Source organism: Pelagicoccus sp. SDUM812003, assembly GCF_031127815.1.
Taxonomy (GTDB): Bacteria; Verrucomicrobiota; Verrucomicrobiia; order Opitutales; family Opitutaceae; genus Pelagicoccus.
In genome coordinates, this window is record NZ_JARXHY010000014.1 from 1 (window position 1) to 20,775 (window position 20,775).

At 60.8% G+C, this 20,775-nt stretch carries 10 protein-coding genes and 1 pseudogene; 8 read left to right on the forward strand and 3 right to left on the reverse strand.

Annotated features, from left to right (window positions below; translation table 11 throughout):
• Together QEH54_RS17120 and coaE are read right to left on the reverse strand one after the other, a co-directional pair.
• On the reverse strand, nt 1–631 hold a 631-nt coding region (locus tag QEH54_RS17120), incomplete at its 3' end, for a hypothetical protein (protein WP_309019930.1).
• Between the two features lie 99 nt (nt 632–730).
• Entirely contained in the window at nt 731–1,309 is a 579-nt protein-coding gene (coaE, locus tag QEH54_RS17125; RefSeq protein WP_309019931.1) for a dephospho-CoA kinase, read from the reverse strand.
• Between the two features lie 206 nt (nt 1,310–1,515).
• On the opposite strand from coaE, the gene QEH54_RS17130 reads away from it, so the two are divergent.
• From QEH54_RS17130 to QEH54_RS17160, 7 genes and pseudogenes are all read left to right on the forward strand, one after another.
• On the forward strand, nt 1,516–3,054 hold the full coding sequence (locus QEH54_RS17130) for a YifB family Mg chelatase-like AAA ATPase (protein ID WP_309019932.1): 1,539 nt from the start codon (nt 1,516–1,518) through the stop codon (nt 3,052–3,054).
• 246 nt (nt 3,055–3,300) lie between these two features.
• Nucleotides 3,301–4,740 carry a circularly permuted type 2 ATP-grasp protein gene (locus QEH54_RS17135; RefSeq protein ID WP_309019933.1) on the forward strand — a complete coding sequence of 480 codons (1,440 nt, stop codon included), beginning with the start codon at nt 3,301–3,303 and terminating at the stop codon, nt 4,738–4,740.
• 63 nt (nt 4,741–4,803) lie between these two features.
• On the forward strand, nt 4,804–5,793 hold the full coding sequence (locus tag QEH54_RS17140) for an alpha-E domain-containing protein (protein ID WP_309019934.1): 990 nt from the start codon (nt 4,804–4,806) through the stop codon (nt 5,791–5,793).
• 220 nt (nt 5,794–6,013) lie between these two features.
• Nucleotides 6,014–8,578: a circularly permuted type 2 ATP-grasp protein gene (locus tag QEH54_RS17145; RefSeq protein ID WP_309019935.1), complete on the forward strand. Its 2,565-nt coding sequence runs from the start codon at nt 6,014–6,016 to the stop codon at nt 8,576–8,578.
• Between the two features lie 4 nt (nt 8,579–8,582).
• Entirely contained in the window at nt 8,583–9,461 is an 879-nt protein-coding gene (locus QEH54_RS17150) for a transglutaminase family protein (protein ID WP_309019936.1), read from the forward strand.
• A gap of 607 nt (nt 9,462–10,068) precedes the next feature.
• Nucleotides 10,069–11,601, forward strand: a pseudogene (locus QEH54_RS17155) (endo-1,4-beta-xylanase).
• 276 nt (nt 11,602–11,877) lie between these two features.
• A complete protein-coding gene (locus QEH54_RS17160; RefSeq protein ID WP_309019937.1) occupies nt 11,878–15,255 on the forward strand; it encodes a transglutaminase family protein in 3,378 nt (1,125 codons plus the stop codon).
• Here QEH54_RS17160 and QEH54_RS17165 read toward each other — a convergent pair.
• On the reverse strand, nt 15,242–19,057 hold the full coding sequence (locus QEH54_RS17165) for a two-component regulator propeller domain-containing protein (protein WP_309019938.1): 3,816 nt from the start codon (nt 19,055–19,057) through the stop codon (nt 15,242–15,244). The two genes, QEH54_RS17160 and QEH54_RS17165, sit on opposite strands and share 14 nt — an antisense overlap.
• A gap of 302 nt (nt 19,058–19,359) precedes the next feature.
• Here QEH54_RS17165 and QEH54_RS17170 point away from each other — a divergent pair, with 302 nt between their 5' ends.
• Nucleotides 19,360–20,709, forward strand: a complete 1,350-nt coding sequence (locus QEH54_RS17170; protein WP_309019939.1) for a HAMP domain-containing sensor histidine kinase — start codon at nt 19,360–19,362, stop codon at nt 20,707–20,709.
• Nucleotides 20,710–20,775: the final 66 nt, after the last annotated feature.

A 20,775-nucleotide genomic window follows, 5' to 3' on the forward strand; every position in this document is an offset into this window, starting at 1 on the left:
GCCAGCCGCCGCCTTGCTTGCCGCGGTTCTTGTTCTTGTTGAACTGCCCGCCGCCTCCGCCTTGCTGGTTCGGGTTTCCGCCGCCCTTTTTCTTCTGCTTGAACTTCTGCTTCTTCTGCTGGCGCTGCTGGTTGTGGCTGGAGTTCTGCTGGTTGTGATTCGGATTCTGTCCCTGATGGTGCTGTTTGGGAGAATCGTTTCCGTCCTTGCTGGAGGAGGAACCGCGGTCCGACGCGGAGCTGTTGGCTTGCGGCTTGGGCGTTTCCTCGCGGGAGGGCTCCTGCTTCCTGCTGGAGTCGGCCACCACTTCCACGTGATTGCCATCGTCGCTGTGCGAGCCGCGGCTCTTGAAGTCGGTCGGGCGAAAATCGGAATCGCTGTGCTCCGACGGCTTCGGACGGGCCGCGGGGGCCACGCTTTCCACCTTCAGTTCGGAGGAGGAGCCGGTTTCGTCGCTGGGTCTAGCGGTCTTTCTGGCAACCTTCTTGGCCGCTTTCCTAGCGGTCTTCTTAGCCGCTTTTTTAGCTGCCTTCTTCGCGGCTTTCCTGGCCGCTTTCTTGGCGGGCTTTCCCTCGCCATAATCCAAGGGCAGGTCGCCGTCTTTATCGGTTGCTTCGAGATCGCTAGACATATCGATTATAAAACTTCGAGCAGCCCAAGTCGGCCGCCGGTATAGAGGTGGGAAAGACGACCACGCCGGTCGCGCTTTCGCGCAGAACAATAAGTTATACTAGTGGAGTTTTTTTATGCGGGGGATCAGACAATCCAGTTGTTCGTCGAGGGCAGTCAAGGATCCATCATTCAAGATGACGAAATCCGCTAGTTCTGCCTTCTCCGACAGCGGCATCTGCCGATTCATGCGGGCCAACGCTTGAGAACGATTCAGGCCTCTCTTCTCAAGCCGTTCGACTTGCGTCTCGAGATCAGAGAATACGCAAATCGTAATATCAACGTTTTTCTGTAGGTTTTTTTCGAAGAGCAGCGGGATCTCGATGACCCAATCCCCCCCTTGCGAAGCAGCCTTGGACCAGCGCTCGCGCACCCGCGGATGGAGGAGCGACTCCAGCTCTCCAAGCAGGGCCTTGTCAGAGAAAACGCGCTCGCCCAAGGCAGCGCGATCCACCCCGCCTCCAGGTTTCAGCACCTCCGGACCAAACAGCCTTTCCACAGCCGCGATGGTATCCGCGTCCTCGGCCAGCAGATCATGCACGATCCGGTCGCAGTCCAGCGTTTGAAACCCGCGCTCGGCGAAGCGCTTCGCCACCGTGGACTTCCCGCAACCGATTCCGCCTGTCAGACCTATCTGCATCCCTCAACCGCATAACGTCCACTAGACGCTGGTCTAGCCCAAAGCGCCGACCATCGCCACCCGGCAAACCGAGCGGACGCGACGCAGGCCTGGAGAAACGAGCCCCGAAATTGCCTTGCCTCCCCAAAGAGGCCACGCGAGCATCGAGCCACTGTTACCCAAGCTCTTACACGAAGCGCACCTCCACCTCAACCCTCCTCCCACTCATGCTCGCCATCGTATCAAGCGCGGCTCTTCAGGGCATCCACGCCGTGCCTGTTCTGGTAGAAGTCAACTCCGGCGAAAGCGGAGACCCACGACTCATTCTCGTCGGCCTGCCCGACGCCGCGGTGAAGGAATCGGACGATCGCGTCTTCTCCGCCCTGGCGAACAGCGGCTATCGCAAGCCGCAAACCCGCACCACTATCAACCTCGCTCCCGGCGACCTGCGAAAGGAGGGCCCCATGTACGACCTGCCGATAGCCCTAGGCATTCTGCAGGCCACCGGACAGCTATCCGGCGAGCGGCGGCTCGACGCGTTTCTGATCGCGGGCGAGCTGAGCCTCTCCGGCGCCACCCGTCCCATCCGCGGAGGGTTGGCCTTCGCCATGCAAGCCCGGTCAGCCGGCAAGCGGGGAGTGCTCCTTCCCATGGCGTCCGCCCGCGAAGCAAGCCTGGTGGACGAAATCGAAGTCTACGGAGTCGAGAGCCTAGCCCAAGCGGCTGGTTTTATCGAAGGCAAAACGGACCTGCCAAACCTCGCCGGAACGAACGCGTTCGAAAACGCCAAAGAAACAAGTGACGACGGTCTCGATTTCTCCGACGTGAAGGGGCAGACCGCCGTGAAACGAGCCGTGGAGATCGCGGTCAGCGGCCGGCACAACCTGCTCATGATCGGGCCGCCGGGCTCCGGCAAGTCGATGATCGCCAAGCGCATCCCTGGCATCATGCCGGAGCCGAGCCTGGACGAGTTTCTGGAGATCCTGCAAATCGAATCGGCGGCCGGGAGCACACGCCGCGAACGCATCCAACGGCGGAGGCCCTACCGAGCTCCGCACCACACCATCAGCGACGTCGGCTTGCTGGGCGGCGGCAGCATTCCCGGTCCGGGCGAGATCTCCCTCGCCCACAACGGGGTGCTTTTCATGGACGAGCTCCCGGAGTTCAAACGCTCCGCTCTGGAAGTGATGCGACAACCGCTGGAGGATGCGAACGTCACCATCTCTCGCTCCGCTGGAAAAGTGACGCTGCCTTGCAACTTCATGCTAGTCAGCGCCATGAACCCCTGCCCTTGTGGCTATCTCGGCTCCCAGCAAAAGGAGTGCAGCTGCTCGCCCCATCAGATCCACCGCTACCGGCAGCGGGTGAGCGGACCGCTCCTGGACCGCATCGACATACACATCGAAGCCCCCGCTCTCACCATATCGCAGCTGCGCGACGCCAGCGCTGGCGAATCCTCCGCCAGCATCCGCCAGCGCGTGGAAGCGGCCCGCGCCCGACAGCGGAAGCGCTTCGCCGGCACCACCATTCGCTCCAACGCGGACATGTCGCACCGCAGCATTCGCCAGCATTGCCAGATCTCGCCCGACCTGGGCGACCTTCTGCAGCAGGCCATGGAGCGCCTGGGCCTTTCCGCTCGGGCCTACGATCGCATCCTGAAGGTCAGCCGCACCATCGCCGACCTCGCGGAGAGCGAAACAATCCAGAGCTCCCACCTGCTGGAAGCCATCCAGTACCGCAGCCTCGACCGCCTGGGAAGCGCATGATCGTGGCCGAGCGCTTACTCCTCGTTCCCAAACATCAAAAACGGGCGCCGCGTGCAGACTTCATTACAAACCGGCAAAAAATCGCATCTCATGGAGACTTGCGCTAGCTTGTCCTCGCTTTTTTTCCACCAGCCTTGGTTGCTGTCATTCAGTAGGCACGCCCCTTGCTAAAATGCAGGCATTCACTCACTCTCTCAACAAACACCCCAGTTCCCGAGTCAGCGACAGTCTGGCTCCAACGCTTCTATGAATATTCAGTACGACGTCGGCGAATTTTTCGACGAGATGTTCGAGAAGGACGGCTCGGTCCGTCCCCACTACCAAACCTTTTTGCAGCGCCTTTCGGAGCTCAGCGAAGACGCCTTTCACCAGAAGCGAGAAGCCATCGACTTGGCGTTCCTCCAGCAAGGCATCACCTTCACCGTCTACGGCGACGAGCAGAGCACCGAGCGCATCTTTCCCTTCGACCTCATACCCCGCATCATCCCGGCTAGCGAATGGTCCCACCTTTCGGCTGGCCTGGAGCAGCGGCTGGTCGCCCTGAATCTTTTCCTCAAGGACGTCTACAGCGATCAGAAGATCGTGAAGGACGGCGTGGTGCCCGCCGACATCCTCAACTCCTCCAAGCACTTCCGCAAGGAACTGGTGGGGCTGAAAGTGCCGAAGGACATCTACATCCACATCTGCGGCACCGACATGATTCGCGACGACAATGGCGACTACCTGGTGCTGGAGGACAACGGACGCTGCCCATCAGGCGTTTCCTACATGCTGGAGAACCGTCAGGCCATGAAGCGGGCGTTCCCGCGCTTCTTCAGCGACGCTGGGGTTCGCTCCGTTCTCGAATACCCGCGCTACCTGCTCAACGCCCTCAAACACATCGCTCCGGAGGGCATCGACAATCCGACTGTGGCGGTGCTCACCCCGGGCGTATACAACAGCGCCTACTTCGAGCATTGCTTCCTGGCCCGCCAAATGGGGGTAGAGATCGTGGAAGGCCGCGACCTGGTGGTGAACAACGACGATCGCGTCTACATGCGCACCACCACCGGACTCAAGCGAGTCGATGTGCTGTATCGCCGCATCGATGACGATTTCATCGACCCCGAAGTCTTCCGAAAGGACTCCCTGCTCGGCGTGCCGGGACTGGTGCGGGCCTACCGCAAAGGCAATCTCGGCCTGGCCAACGCTCTGGGAACCGGGGTGGCGGACGACAAGGTCATGTACTGCTTCGTGCCCGACATGATAAAGTACTATCTCGACCAGGACCCGATCCTGCCCAACGTGCAGACCTGGCTTCCCTACCGCGAAGACGATCTCAAGTACACCTTGGAAAACACCGAGAAACTGGTGATCAAAGCGGCCAACGAAGCGGGCGGCTACGGCATGCTGATCGGCCCGCACGCCACCAAGGAGGAGGTGGAGAAATTCCGAGTCATGGTGAAGGAGAAGCCGCGCGACTTCATCGCCCAGACCCCGATTTCCCTTTCCCGCCACCCCACCTTCACCAAGGACGGATTCGATGGTCGTCACATCGATCTTCGCCCCTACATCATCAGCGGCGAAACCACCGAGATCATCCCCGGCGGCCTGACGCGCGTCGCCCTTCGCAAAGGCTCGCTCGTGGTGAACTCGTCCCAAGGCGGAGGCAGCAAGGACACTTGGGTCCTCAGCACCGATTCCTAACCTGGCCCGTTTCGCCAACTTCACCTTCACTCACCCCACAGCTTTCACAAACTCTATCTCCCTATGCTTTGCCGAGTCGCAGACAGTCTCTTCTGGATGAGCCGCTACATCGAACGGGCCGAAAACACCGTTCGTCTGGTGGACGTCACCTTGCAAACCTTGCTGGAATCCGAGTCGCAGGACCCTGAAACCAGCTACATCCACTGGTCCGCCATCCTGGCGTCGCTCGGCGATCTGGAGCTCTTCGAAAGCCTCGACCTGCCGCAAACCAGCCAAAGCGTCACCGAATTTCTCAGCTTCAATCGAGAGAACCCGAGTTCGGTCTTCAACTGCATCGCCCACGCCCGCGAGAACGCCCGCATGATCCGCGACCAGATTTCCTCGGAAATGTGGGAAACCATCAATCGGCTCTACCTCTATTTGAAGAAAACCGACCCCAACGAGGTGTGCGGCGACATCGATTTCGAGTTCTTCGAAACCATCAAGCAGTACTCGCTGCTCTTCCAAGGCATCACCGAAACCACTTTCCCGCACAAGCTCGGCTACGAGTTCATCTCCTGCGGACTCTATATCGAGCGGGCCGACAAGACCTGCCGCATCCTGGATGCGAAACGATACATGCCGATGCCCGAAAACGAGGATCAAGCCGCCGTGGGAGCAGCCCAGTGGTCCGCCATCCTCAAAGGCTGCAGCGCCTTCGACGCCTACCACCAGGAGTTCGTCGACGAGGTTCGCGGCCCATCGGTTCGCGCCTTCCTCATGCTGTCCCGCGAATTTCCCCGATCCGTGCTCTATTGCCTCCGACGCCTGCAGGGAGCCATCCACGCCATTTCCGGATGTCCCATCACCCACTTCCAGAACGAAGCGGAACGCAGGCTCGGCATGCTGATCTCGCGCCTTAACTACGCCACCGCCGCGGATCTGGAGCGAAGCAGCGCCAAGCGCCTGCTCTCCGACATCGAGGACGAACTGGCGGCGATCGCCATCGAGATCAGCGACCTCTACATGTTTTCGGAAATCGTCGATCCAGCCCTCGAGGTGGTGGAGTCCTAGCCCAGCCGCCCTCTCAAAAAGCTCCGACCGAACGCCCCCAGCCGTTTCGCCACCGCCTCGCCAGGCCTTGGGCGCCACTGTTATTTGCAACGTTGCAACAAAGCGTTGCCCCCCACGGCTAACCCGTGGGAACGGGGAACTCCTGATAAAAAAACGCTTCCCACCGCTACGCCGATAGGCATCCTAGCCTCACGCCCGGTTTCGCGGGCTCACCCGCCGAATGCCCGACATAGACAACAGCAAGCCTTTGACTCGCAACTGGATGCGAGAGTACAGCCCGCCAGAGGGGTATTACGACGAGTACCTAGACGCCGAGGGCAAGCCGCGTCCCCATTGGGCTCGAATCTCGGACGCCTTCGGGCGCATCGACAAGGATTCCTGGAAGCGCCGCAAGCGCCAGCTCGATCGCCTGATTCAGGACAACGGCATCACCTACAACGTCTACGGCGAGAACAAGGCGCACCTGCACCCCTGGTCCATGGACCTGCTTCCTCACGTGCTCGGCCCAGAGGAAGTCGCCAAGATCGAGTCCGCGCTCTCGCAGCGGGCCACCCTGCTCAACATCGTGCTGGGCGACGTCTATGGGCGCCAGACCATGCTGCAGAGCAGCCGCATGCCGCCCTTTCTCATCTATTCGAACCCCAATTTCCTGCGCCCCTGCCACGGCCTGCTGTCTCCGCGATCCAAGCACATCCACCTGTACGCCGCGGACATATCCCGGGCTCCGGACGGGAACTGGTGGGTGTTGGGCGACCGAGTCGAGGCCGCCTCGGGCTTGGGCTACGCTCTGGAAAACCGCATGCTCTCCTCGCGCATCTTCCCTAAGATCATGTGGGAGGCCCGCACCCGGTCCTTGCAGCCCTTCATCAACGCCTTCACCCAGCACATCGAATCGCTCGCACCGCAGAACAGCAACAGCCCGAACATCGCTCTGCTGACCGCCGGGCCCAACAACGAGACCTACTTCGAGCAGTCGTTCCTCGCCCGCAATCTCGGCTACACGCTGGCGGAAGGGGCTGACCTGACGGTTCGCAACAACCGCCTCTACATGAAAACCATCGGTGGGGTGCAGCAGGTGGACGTGCTGCTTCGACGCATCGACTCCTCCTGGACCGACCCGCTGGAACTGCGAAACGAGTCGCTCATCGGCATCCCAGGTCTGGTCAACGCGGTGCGACAAGGCAACGTATCCATCGCCAACGCCCTAGGCTCCGGCTTCGTGGAGACCTCCGCCATGCTGGCCTTCCTGCCCTGGTTCTGCCGAAACTACTTGGGCGAGAATCTGGAGATGCCATCGGTCGCCACCTGGTGGTGCGGCCAGGAGAGCGAGCGCAAGTACGTGCTGGACAACCTGGACAACCTCGCCATCAAGCCGACCTTCTGGGGCCCGGGCGCCGCGTCGTACTTCGGCCCTTCTCTCTCCTCCAAGCAAAAGGAGGAGCTGGTCGCGAAGATCCACCGCTACCCGGAAAGCTTCTGCGGCCAGGAAATCGTGTCAAACGGTACCATACCGGTCGACATCGACGGAGCGTTGCAGCCGCGCCACTTCCAGCTGCGGGTCTTCCTCGCCCCAACGGAGAACGGGTGGAAAATGATGCCCGGCGGCCTGCTGCGCTACGCCCAGGAGGAAAACGACGTGGTGGTCTCCATGCAGCAAGGCGGGGCGACCAAGGATACCTGGGCCCTGCGCTCGAAGTCGGACAAATCGGAGCGGAGCTACGGATCGAACCACGATCGCGTGGTGGTGGAGCGTCGGCACTACAACGACCTGCCCAGCCGCACCGCGGACAACCTCTTCTGGCTCGGCCGATACGTGGAGCGGGCCGAAGGACTGACCCGCGTGCTGCGCTCTCTCTGCTCCATGATGGTGGACGAAGCGGACCGCGAAACCCATCAGGCGGCCCTGCCTTTCCTGCGCCAGATCCTGCCCCCAGGCAGCGATACCAAAGCCTTCGTCGACCCGAAAACCGCCTCGCCCAACCTGGAAAAAGTGGAAAAGGCCATCAGCTTCGCCCTTTTCGAGGAAAAGAATCTGGAAAGCCTGGTCTCCAACTTCGCCAGCATCGATCGAGCCGCCAACAAGGCCAAGGAACGCCTCTCCAACGAAACCTGGTTTCGCCTCACCGAGCTCAAGGAGCTGGCCCAAGCCTCGGTGGACAACATGCCCACCGTCTTCGACGACGAAACGCTCTACCTGCTGGACAAGACGCTCGAAACCCTGGCCAGCTTCTCAGGCAACCTGGCGGAGAACACCACCCGCAGCCAGGGCTGGCGCTTTCTGGAGATCGGACGACGCCTCGAACGGGCCCTCTCCATTTCCTTTCTGCTCTCGGCGGCCTACAAGTCCACCGGTCCCAACGACGAGACCCTGGTGGCGAAGCTGCTCGAATGGGGCGACAGCTCCATCACCTACCGCAGACGCTACCTCAACAACATGCTGGACACCAATCTGCTGGAGGTTCTCTGCTTCGACACCAGCAACCCGCGCTCGCTCGCCTTCCAAATCGAGCAGCTCCGCCACCTGCTAGAGAAGCTGCCGCACACCGTGAATTCCAAGCGCCACCCCATCGATCAAGCCGCCCTGCGTCTCTACAGCCGCATCGGCCTAAGCAGCCCTGAGCAGCTGATGAGTCGCGGACTCAACGCCGGCGGCTCCCTGCCCCTGCTCTCGTTTCTCGAGCAGACCAACGACGATCTGCTCATTCTCGCCCAGCGCCTGGAACAGTCCTATTTCGCTCACACCCAGGTCGCCCAGCAGCAAAAGTCCTACATGAACCTCGCCTGAGGCTATGGCACGCTACGACATCAAGCACAAGACGACCTACCGCTACGCGTTTCCCGTGAACGTGTCGCACCATTCAGCCCGTCTCCAGCCGCTCAGCGACGATCGGCAAAGCTGCGAGAGCTTTCAGCTAAACATCAGCCCCAGCAGCGTCGACCTGATCGAACGCATCGACTACTTCGGCAACACCATGCAGATGTTCTCCGTGCAGGAGCTGCACGAATCGCTGGAAGTCGAATCCCGCAGCAAGGTCATCGTGACCGCCGAGGCCCTCGATCTCAGCTCGCTGGACCTGAGCTGCGCCTTCTGCTCGGAGGCCATCAACAACTTTCGCTTCCCCGACAACATTGACGCCAAGCAGTTCGTCTACGCGACCGATACCACGCAGCCAACCGACGAAGTGGAAGCCTTCGCTCGTCGCTTCGTTCAGCCGGAAGCGCCCATCGGCAAGGCGCTCTCGGACATGCTGGACGCCTTCGCCACCGAATTCACCTTCGACCCGACCGCCACCGAGGTCAGCACCCCCATCACCCAGGTGCTCGAACAGCGCAAAGGCGTTTGCCAGGACTTCGCCCACCTCATGATCTCCGCCCTGCGCAGCCAAGGCCTCGCCGCCCGCTACGTGAGCGGCTACATCCTCACCGAGCCGCCCGAAGGCCAGGAGCGCCTCGAGGGAGCAGACGCCTCCCATGCATGGCTATCGGTCTACGTTCCCAAAGAGGGCTGGATCGATGTGGATCCGACCAATCGTCTGGTCTGCGGCGATCAGCACATCCGAGTGAGCGTGGGACGCGACTACTTCGACGTCAGCATGCTCAAGGGCGCCGTGACCGGCGGGGGCGAACAAAAGCTGTCCGTCGAGGTCACGGTGCGTCCAGTCGACTAGCGGTCTTCCGCCCGTGCCCAACCGAGCAGCGAGACGCCGGCGGTAAACGTCGAGCTGGGTAGTTCGTGCCTTGCCGAGGCTTCCCCCGCACCCTGACGAAACCTGTCACATCAGGCTCGTCACCCGCGAGCATGCACCCCCCGACACCATCCGCTGCACCATGCATTCTCACCCCTTCGCCGCATTCACGTTCGCTGCCCTACTGTCCCTCCCGAGTTCCCTTTGGGGAGCCGCCGCCATCGTTTTCGAGGCGGAAACCGGAGACGCTGGATCGCAAATGGCTACCATCACCCTCGACGGCGAATCCGCCATTTCCACCACCACCGACGGAGCTGGCAACGCCCCCGCCACCGACGCTCGCGTGGTCAGCTACTCCGTCACCTTCACCGAAGCAGGCACCTACCAGCTCTACGCCAAGCTCTACGTCGGCCCGGGAGCCGCCAGCGACGACAGCTTTTTCTACGGCAACGGATTCGGATCCAAGGACGCCGGCGACGAGGCGGACTGGATCACCGTGAATCAACTGGCCAGCGGCATCGGCTCCACCGCGGCCGACGACTTCGTGCCTGGCGAGGGCGCCGCCAGCGGCGAGGTCTGGAAGTGGGTCATGCTCTCCGGCTACAGCGGAGGCGAAGACCCGGTCAACTTCGAAGTGCCTGCGGGCTCGCTGACGCAGACCCTGCAGATCGGGGCTCGCGAGGACGGCCTCTCCCTCGACAAGCTGGCCTTCGGGAAGGACGGTTTCTACTACACGGTGGAAAATCTGGAAAACGGCGAGCACGGCACCGAAACCACGCCCAACGAGCCGTTCACTCCTACCGGTCCGCCCATCGCCACCGGCAAATGGAAGTTTCTGGGAAACGTCCACTCCTCCAACCAGCTGCAGGACTTCGAAGCCTACTGGAACCAGGTCACCCCGGAAAACGCCGGCAAATGGGGCAGCGTGGAAGGCGCCCGCGACGTCATGAATTGGGGCGGCCTCGACGCAGCCTACGATTTCGCCAAGGAAAACGGCTTCCTTTTCCGCATGCATGTCATGGTCTAGGGAGCCCAGCAGCCAGCTTGGATCAACGACCTGGAGCCCGCGGAGCAGCGCCAGGAGATCGAGGAATGGTTCGCCGAAGTGGCAGCTCGCTACAAGGACATCGACTACCTGGAGGTGGTGAACGAACCGCTTCATCAGGCCCCGGACGGCGGCGATACCGGAGTGGTATCGGGACGGGCCAACTACGTCGACGCTCTGGGAGGCGACGGCGAAACGGGCTGGGACTGGATCATCACCTCCTTCGAGCTGGCACGAGAATACTTTCCCGACACGCCCCTTGTCATCAACGACTACGGCATCATCGGAAACGCTGCCGAAGTGCAGGACTACCTCGAGATCGTCGACCTGCTGAAGGAGCGCGACCTGATCGACATCATCGCCTTCCAGGCTCACGCCTTCTCCACTCGCGCCAGCGCCGATGTCCTGAAGGCCAACCTCGACACCCTGGCCAGCCGCGAGCTTCCGCTCATGGTCACCGAAATGGACGTCGACGGGGCCACCGACATCAGCCAGCTCTCCGACTACAAGAAGATCTTTTCCGTGTTCTGGCAGCATCCCGCGGTGATGGGCGTCACCCTTTGGGGCTTCCGCCCGGGGCTCTGGCGAAACGATCAAGGCGCCTATCTGGTGCTGGCCAACGGGGCCGAACGCCCCGCCATGAAATGGTTGAAGGACTACGTGGCGGAATTCGATCTGCCCACCTTCGATAGCTACCTGAGCGCCGAAGGACTCTCGGAGAGCGATCACGCCTTTGCAGCCGACTTCGACGGAGACGGCCGCCCTACTGGGCTCGAATACCTGCTGGGCAGCGATCCAGAGTCGGCGGAGTTCCAACCGCCGCTCTGGACCCAGCAAGAGATGAGGAACGGCCTGACGATCAACGTCTCCAACCAAATTCGAGACGGTCGCATCGTCATCCAAAGAAGCATGAATCTCTCCGATTGGGAGGACGTCGCCTCCTACGACCTGCTCTCCCGCTTCGCGGTCAAGCTAGACGCGACACAGGGCGAGTTCAGTCTCCAACTCCAGTTCGACGCCTCCCTGGCCAGCGACAGCGACGAGGCGTTCTATCGTCTCGCCTACCGGAACCGCTAGAGCTAGGCGGATCCGCTTTGGCCCCGGTTCCTCACCCAGACGAACGCTGCAGGATCTTTTCGGGGGCCTTCGCGCGTTTGGCGCGGGATTCGCAGGGAGGAGCGAAAAACCTCCTTGCAATTCGTATCAGGACAAACCGACGCAATGACCGCGTGTCTTTTCAAGCGCCGCTCGCCGCTGCGCTTAAAAATTGCCATCGCGCCCATCCGGAGCAAACCTCTGCTCACTACAAGCCGCTCGCCCGTCCTCTAACCAACCACTCTCTCGAAAGCTCCTATGGCTATCCGTGTCGCTCTTAGCCACAAAACCCACTATCACTACGATCGTCTGGTCACCCTTGGCCCGCAAGTCGTCCGACTGCGTCCCGCGCCCCACTCGCGCACGCCGATCGTCAGCTACTCCCTCAAGGTCACGCCCAGCAAGCACTTCCTGAACTGGCAGCAAGACCCGCAAAGCAACTACCTGGCGCGACTGGTCTTCGAGGAGCAGACTCGCCACTTCGGCGTGGACGTCGATCTGGTGGTCGATCTCGCGCCCATCAACCCATTTGACTTCTTCCTAGAGGACAGCGTCGAAAAGTATCCCTTCATCTACTCCTCCAACGCCAAGCGAGAGCTCCGCCCCTATTTCGCCAAAACGGCGGCCACGCCTCGTCTCAAGGAGCTGGTCGCATCCTTCGATGAGGTGAAGGACGTGCGCACCATCGACTTCCTCTCGATCGTGAACCAACGCATCAACGGCATGCTGCAGTACACCCTGCGAATGGATCCAGGCATCTTCACCCCGGAACGCACGCTCAAGGAAGGCAAAGGCAGCTGCCGTGACATGGCTTGGCTGATGGTTCACGTTTTCCGCCGCCTCGGCATAGCGGCTCGCTTCGTATCTGGATACTCCATACAGCTCGTAGCCGACGAAAAGCCGATCGATCCCAACGCTCCCGCCGGCGTGGCGGAAGACATCTGCGACCTGCACGCCTGGTGCGAAGTCTATCTTCCCGGAGCTGGCTGGATCGGTTTGGACGCGACCAGCGGGCTCTTCTGCGGCGAAGGGCACATCCCGCTCGCCGCTTCCGCCAACGCCAAGGAGGCCGCCCCGATCACCGGCGGCGTCTCCCAATCCAAGTGCGAATTCGAAGTGGAAATGACCGTGACGCGCATCCACGAGGATCCCCGCGTCACCAAGCCCTACACCGAAGGCCAGTGGAAATCCATTCTCGAGCTCGGAGATGTAGTCGATCAGCGACTACAGAACGGGGACGTTCGTCTCAGCATGGGCGGCGAGCCGACCTTCGTCTCCAATCGCGACCAGGAAGGCGAGGAATGGAATACCGGCGCCGTGGGCCCGACCAAGAAACCGCTATCCGAAAAGCTGATACGCCGCCTCCGAAGCCGCTTCGGCCCGGGCGGATTGCTTCACTATGGACAAGGGAAATGGTATCCCGGCGAGCCGCTGCCTCGCTGGGCATTGGGGCTCTATTGGCGCAAGGACGGCGTGCCGATGTGGGCGAACGAAAAGCTGCTTGCGGACGAGTCTCGAGACTACGGATACACCCACAAGGATGCCAAGGAACTGGTCGACGAGATCACCCACCAGCTGAAGCTCGACGCGCGCTACATCAACACCGCCTACGAGGATCCCGTCAAATTCTCCCTGCGCGAACGCGAACTCCCGGTGAACGTGGACCCGCTGGATAGTCGACTGGAGGACCCGCAGGAGCGCGAGCAGCTGCTCAAGGTTTTCAGCCGAGGGCTCAACACTCCCGTAGGCTACGTTCTCCCCGTGGAGCGGACTTACAATTACGACGGCCCCACCTGGCAAAGCGGCATCTGGATGCTGCGCGGCCATCGGCTCTACCTCACTCCCGGCGACTCGCCCCTCGGCCTGCGCCTTCCGCTAGAAAGCCTGCCTTGGGTTTCCAAGGAGGAGTATCCCTACGTCTACCCAGCCGATCCTTCGGCCCCTTGGCGCCCTCAGCTCCCTTCGCGTCGAGCCATGATCGTGCCCCAGCTCCCGGAGGATGATTCCAAGGGACGAATGGAGAAGAAGGCGAAAGAGGAAAAGAGAAAGGCTGCGGAGAGCTTCGAGGAGGTATTGGAGGAGCAACGACAAAACTCGATTCCCCAAGTGGGCGAGTCGGCCCCTTGGGTCGTGCGCACGGCGCTGTGCGTCGAGCCGCGTCAAGGTCGCCTCTACATCTTCCTCCCTCCCGTATCCAACATCGAAGACTACCTCGACCTTCTCACCGCGATCGAACACGCGGCGGAGATCACCGGAAAGTCCATCATCATCGAAGGCTATACGCCGCCGCACGATCCAAGAATCGAATACATGAAGATCACTCCTGACCCGGGCGTCATGGAGGTGAACATACAACCCGCGTACTCATGGAGGGAGATGGTGCGCAATACGCAGATCATCTACCAGGAAGCCCGCCAATTGGAGTTGGGCACGGACAAGTACCAGCTCGACGGACGCCATACGGGGACCGGAGGTGGCAACCACATCGTGGTGGGAGGCTCCACCCCTGCGGACTCGCCTTTCCTGAGACGCCCCGACGTACTGAAGTCGCTGATCGGCTTCTGGTTCAACCACCCCTCTCTCAGCTACCTCTTCAGCGGGCTGTTCATCGGACCGACTTCCCAGGCCCCGAGAGCGGACGAGGGACGTCCGGACGCGGCATACGAGATGGACATCGCTTTTCGTCAGGTCCCACGCTACGGCGAGGGCAGCATCCCTCCGTGGCTGGTCGACCGCATTTTCCGTCATCTGCTGACTGACCTGACCGGCAATACGCACCGAGCGGAGTTCTGCATCGACAAGCTCTTCTCGCCCGACAGCGCCACCGGACGTCTCGGGCTAGTGGAATTTCGCGGCTTCGAGATGCCGCCGCACGCCCGCATGAGCCTCACGCAGCAGCTGCTGCTTCGCGCCATCATCGCCCACTTTTGGGAGACTCCCTACGAAGCGCCGCTCACCCGCTGGCTCACTCAGCTGCACGATCGCTTCCTGCTGCCCCATTTCGTGCGCGAGGACTTCAAGAAGGTGATCGATCGGCTGCACAACGCGAACTTCCCCTTCCAGCTCGACTGGTTCACCACTCACTTCGAATTTCGATTCCCCATCATCGGGAAGGTCACCTACGACAACGTATCCATCGAACTGAGACAGGCGATAGAGCCGTGGCTCGTGCTCGGCGAGGAAGCGGGCGGCGGAGGCACGGCGCGCTATGTCGACTCCTCCATCGAGCGACTGCAGGTTCTGGTGAGCGGACTCAACGAAACCGCTCAAGCCATCTCGGTGAACGGTATCGAACTTCCCCTTACACCCACTGGCAATCCGGGCGAATACGTGGCAGGCGTGCGCTACCGAGCGTGGCAGCCGCCGAGCTGCTTGCACCCCACCATCCCGGTGCACGCGCCTTTGGTCTTCGATTTGATCGATCGCTACAACTCCCACGCCATCGGCGGCTGCACCTACTACGTGAGCCATCCAGGCGGGCGAAGCCACGAGACCTTCCCGGTCAACGCCTTGGAAGCCGAGACGAGGCGGGCGGAGCGTTTCAACAGTTTCGGGCATACGCCCGGTCCATTCCAGATGCGCACCATCCCGCGCAGCCCGGAATTCCCCGTGACGCTGGACCTCAGACGGCAGTAGCGCGCCAGTCCTCGCGTTCCAGAAGATGCTTGCGCACCGTCTCCAGAAAGTAGCGGTGATTGATCGGCTTGGTCACGCAGTCGTCGAATCCAGCGAGACGTAGGGATTCGCGGTCGCTCATCAAGGCGTGGGCGGTCAGGGCGACCGCGGGAATGCCAGGCGCATGCTTGCGGATCTCTTCCAGGGCCCGATACCCGTCCATCACCGGCATGGCGATGTCGAGCAGCAGCAGATCGATCTGCGATTCCTTCTTTCGAAACAAGTCGAGGGCCTGCTGCCCGTCCGCACCGCGATAGAGCTTGGCATTGGTCGGAGCGAGAAAGCGTTCGACCACCTGGTAGTTGCTATCCACGTCCTCCGCGATCAGGATGGATTTCCCCGTCAGGTCCAACTCCACGATGCGAGGCTCCTCGCGGCGCGGTCCCTTTCGATCGTTCGCCTGCTCCTTCACCTTCACGAGCGAAATGCCGACGGTGAAGGTGGAGCCCAGTCCCTTTTGGGACTCGAGATCGAGCGTGTAGCCGAGCTGATCCGCCAGACGCTGACTGATCGCCAGCCCCAAGCCCGTACCACGCACCTTCGGCCGGTTGTTGTCGCTATCAGCGAGCTTGTAGAACCGGCGAAAGACCGCCTGCTGCTCCTCCTCGGCGATGCCGATTCCGGTGTCCTTGATGGAAAACAGCACTCGATTGATCGACCTCTCGAATCGCGCGATCAACGAAATGGAGCCCGATTCGGTGAACTTGCAGGCGTTGGTGACGAAGTTGGTCAGGATCTGTCGCAAGCGAACGCGATCGGTCTCGAAGAGCAGATCGACCTCTTCCGGCAGCCGACAGTCCGCCGCGAACGCTACCTTGCCCTGAGTCCGGCTCTCCACGATTTGCACAAACTCGAAACACATCTCCTCGAAGAAACGCCTCGCCTCCAGCGGCTCCGGAAAGACATCGAGCTGATCCGATTCGATCATGGAAAGATCGATGATGTCGTCCAGCAGCTGGGCCAGCATCTCCGTGTTTTCTCGAATCCGGTCGCTGAACTCCTCGTACTCGCCATTGCCGCGCGCCTCCATGGCGATGAGGTTTGAGAATCCCATGATCGCGTTGAGGGGCGTGCGGATCTCGTGCGACATGTTGGCGAGAAACGCGGATTTCAACTGGTCCGATTCCTCCGCCTTCTCCTTGGCTCGCAGCAAAGCGCCGGTGCGCTCCTCGATCAGGTCCTCCAAATGCTCGCGATGCCGCATTAGCTCCTTGTTCTGGGCCGCCAGCTCCTCCTTGGCCGAAGCGAGCTCCCTGGTTCGATCGGCCACCTTCTCGGCAAGCTGGATACCCGACCGCTTCAGGGCGTAAGTGCGCGCCTTGTAGATGCCGACGAAAACCAGAGCGACCGAAATCGCGATCAGCGATCGGAACCAAGGCGTCATCCACCAAGGCGGCAGGATATTGACCGCAAGCCGCGTTTCCGAATCGGACCAGATCCCATCGCGGTTGGTGGACTTGACGCGAAAAACGTATTTCCCCGGATCGACGCGGGTGTAGATAGCTTGGTCGTCGCCCTTGCTCGATCGCCATTCCTGATCGTACCCATCAAGCAGATACCTGTACTCTATGTCCTTGCTTTTCGGATACGACAGCGCCGAGAAGCCGAATCCGATGACGGGATGCCCATACTCCAAGTCAAGCTCTCTGAGAAGAAAGGGCTGGACAGGCAGGTCGACCGCCGAGTCGTTCGGAAGGATCCGACGATTGAGAACGTAGAGATTCGTCAAAAGCACCTTGGGAAAACTCTCGTCTACCGCCATCTGATCGGGCTTGAATCGAGTGAGCCCTTGAGTGCTTCCGACGTAAATTTCTCCAGAGTCGGCGACGAAGCTAGAGCGCTTGACGAACTCGACGCCTCCCAAGCCATCGCTCCGGCCGAAACTGATGAAATGCGGATCCTCCTCGGCAGCGATCCCGTTCACGAATTTGCTGAGCCCCTTGTTCGTGGTCATCCAAAGGTTTCCACGCTCGTCCTCCGAAATCGAACGGATGGAATTGTTTGGCAGTCCGTGGCGAGTGGTGAAGCGGGTGTGCGACCCACTCACCGGATCGAACTTGAATAGCCCCACCTCCGTGCCGAGCCAGATCTGGTCACGACTGTCCACGAAGACCACCTCCAAATCACCGTTGTTGCGTCCGATAGGCTCCCCAGTGTGGCTGAAATGAGCGACCTCCCAAGTCTCCGGATCCAGACGATCCAGACCGGAGTACAATGATATCCAGAGCATCCCATCGGCAGTTTGCGCGATATCGTTTATGAAGGCGCTGTTGAGCGATTTGGGGTCGGCGGGGATATGAGTGATGCTTTCGAACCGTTTGGTGTCGTAATGGAAACGATTCAGGCCCGCGCCGACCGTTCCGACCCAAAGCCGCCGCTCGCTGTCCTCGAATATGGTGAACACGTTGTCGCCGCTCAAGCTGCCCGTATCCTCCGGATCATGACGAAAGACTTCGAAATCGTCCGTGTTCGGGTCATAGCGGCTCAACCCTCCATCCCAAGCGCCCACCCAAAGGTATCCCCTTGTGTCTCGAAAGATCGAATACACAGCATTGCCACCGAGCGAACGCGGATCCGACTCGTCCGCGAGATAGTGAACGACCTCGCCCGACTCCGAGTCCTGGCGCAGCAGCCCCATTTCCGTACCCAGCCACAGTTGCTCGGATTCGACGAGAATCGCGTTCACCTGGTCGCTGGTTTCCTTGTTCGGAGACAGCCCCGTCGGTCTAGTGGTCACGAAAATATCGTTGCGCGGCGAATAGAAGCTCAACCCATTGGAATAGGTCCCAATCCAAACATGGCCATCCACGTCCTGAAAGATCGATTCGATACTGTTGCCGCTTATGCTCGAAGGGTCGTATTGGTCCCACCGATACAGCTCCTTGGATCGCTCTTCATCGCGAAACACCTCCAAATCGCTGACTTCGATACCTAGGCCCTGGCCATGGCCGATCCACACGCGGTTTTCACGGTCCAGCATCAAGCGATGCACGCTGCCTTCTCGAACAAAACGGGCGTCTTCGAAAGCGCGACTGCCGGATTCGCAGCGAAAAAGCCCTTCCCGGGCTCCTATCCAGACCGTGCCCCAAGGATCCTCCATGATCGTCTCGACCTGCGACTCGCTCAGCAGGCTTTCATTGCCTTCGGCATCCCGAATGCGCACGAAGACATCCTCTTGCGGCAGGTAGACCGAAACGCCGAGCTGCGTGCCGACCCAGATGCGACCCAGACGATCTTCGTGGACCCGCCAAACGATGTTGCTGCTGAGGCTGCGCTGATTCTCCGCGTCGTGAACGAAGAGCCTCTGCCCTTTTCCGTCGATTCGCCAAAGCCCATTTGGCGTGCAAAACCAAAGCTCGCCGGTGCTCGATTTCAACATGCTGCCCACCGTTTCCTCACCCATCGGCGCGAAGCGGGCGAACCAGTCCTTGGCGCTGTCGTAGCGGTAGACGCCCGCCAGCGTGCAGACCCAGAGGATGCCCTTGGGGTCCACGTAGATGTCGTTGATCGACCCGTTGCCGAGACCTCGCGCGTTCGCCGTCTCTGGGCTGTAGATCCGAAACTCCCGACCGTCGTAGCGATTCAAGCCATCCTTGGTCCCAAACCACATAAAGCCGTTCTCGTCCTGGTTGATGGTTTGCACCCAGCTCTGGGAGAGGCCATCTTCGACGCCGAGGCGGGCGAAGCGCTTGGTTTCGTCGAAACCGAACGCTCCATTGAGCGTCAGCGCCATAACGAACCAGATGGAAAACCAGCGGGGCATGGTAGGAATAGAGGTGAGACGTGCTGCCGGGGCTCGCCGCGAAGGTCGCGAGCGTCCCGTGCGTGGTACGGCTAGAGATAGAGAAGACGAAGCGCCTCAGTTTCCACCCGTAAAACGCCTATGCCACCCTTCGTCGGTATGTTTATCGGGATATTTACACCTCTCTTTGCCGCCTCGCTTGATTCCAAAGTCGCCTACCCGAAGCTTCCCCTAGGCGACCTACGTATCCCGAGATTTCATTTCAAAACCCGTATGGCCTTCCCGGCTCGCAAAGCCTATCGCTAGGAAACGCCTTCTCATCCATGTCAAAACCGTTCCAGTACAAGCTCGACGAGCCTGAGCAGGAAGCAACCTTTCGCTCCTCGCGACTAGCTCAAGACAAGCGACAGCTGACACTCATATGCTGTCTCGCAGGCGCGCTGATGTGCGTTTTCCTGCCTTTGGACTACTTGTACATGCGGGCTCAGGAGGGACTGGTCCCCGTGCTGGCGGCGCGGGTGATGGGCATCGCCGCCATAGTCGTCTGCATAGCGCTCGTGCGCAGATCGAAAGACGGGCGGTCCTTGGACCGATCCGTTTTCGCCTGCGAGCTGCTCGTCATCGCCCACATCGCCCTCATCAACGAGTTCCAACACGCCGATCCCATCTCGATCGCCGCCTGGGATATCGTGGTCATCTTCGCTCTCTACATCCTCATCCCCGTCCGATTCGGATATCAGGTCGCCTGCGCTTGGGCCCTGACCGCTGGCAGCTTCTACACCTGGATCGCTCACACCGCTCCGTCCCTCGAATGGGTGGAGAGCCTGGCGACTCCGCTTGCCTACCTTGGGGCCAACCTCTTTGGAGCCCTCTTCTCCCTGAATCTCAACCGCGTGCTGCGCCATGAGTTTCAGCTTCTGAAAACGGAACGCGCCCTGAAGTCGGACCTGCAGCAAACCAACGCGTCCCTGCAGGAAAGCATCGGGACCCGGAACCGGCTGTTTTCCGTGCTGGCCCACGACCTGCGCAGCACCATCGGAGCCCTTGGCTCGATCGGCAGGCTGCTCAATTCCAAGACGCCTCGATCGGAAGAAGAGCGCCAAAACCTGCTCGACCTGCTGTGCGTCGGATCGAAATCGAGCTACGACGTTCTCGACAATCTGCTGCAATGGGCCCTCTCCGAAACTGGAAGCATCGCTCCCAACCTGCAACCCGTGCCGCTCGAGCAAGCCATCCAGAACAGCATCGATTTCCTTTCCGTCTCAGCTTCTCAGAAGAACATCGAATTGAGGGACGAGAGTTTCCAATCCCTTGCCGCCCAGGCCGATCCCCAAATGCTCGACACCATATTGAGGAACCTCATTTCGAACGCCATCAAGTTCACCCACCGTGGAGGTTCCGTCAGCATCACGCAACAGCAGCACGACGCCCAAACCGCCACCATCATCGTCGAGGACAACGGAGTGGGCATCGCCTCGAAGCAACTGGAGAACCTCTTCCAGCTGGACTACGGGCAAGTGTCCGTAGGCACCGCCGGGGAAAAGGGCTCCTCACTTGGCCTTCGCATCTGCGCCGAGTTCGCCGCCAAACAAGGCGGACGCCTTTGGGCGGAGAGCGAAGCCGGGCGCGGGAGCCGCTTCTACCTTTCGCTACCGCTCGCTGGTACCGCCTAGCGCCGCGCCACTCAGGACCGAGCGGTTCGAAAGCGCCATCCTCGAACCGCGATCCAAACCAGCGTC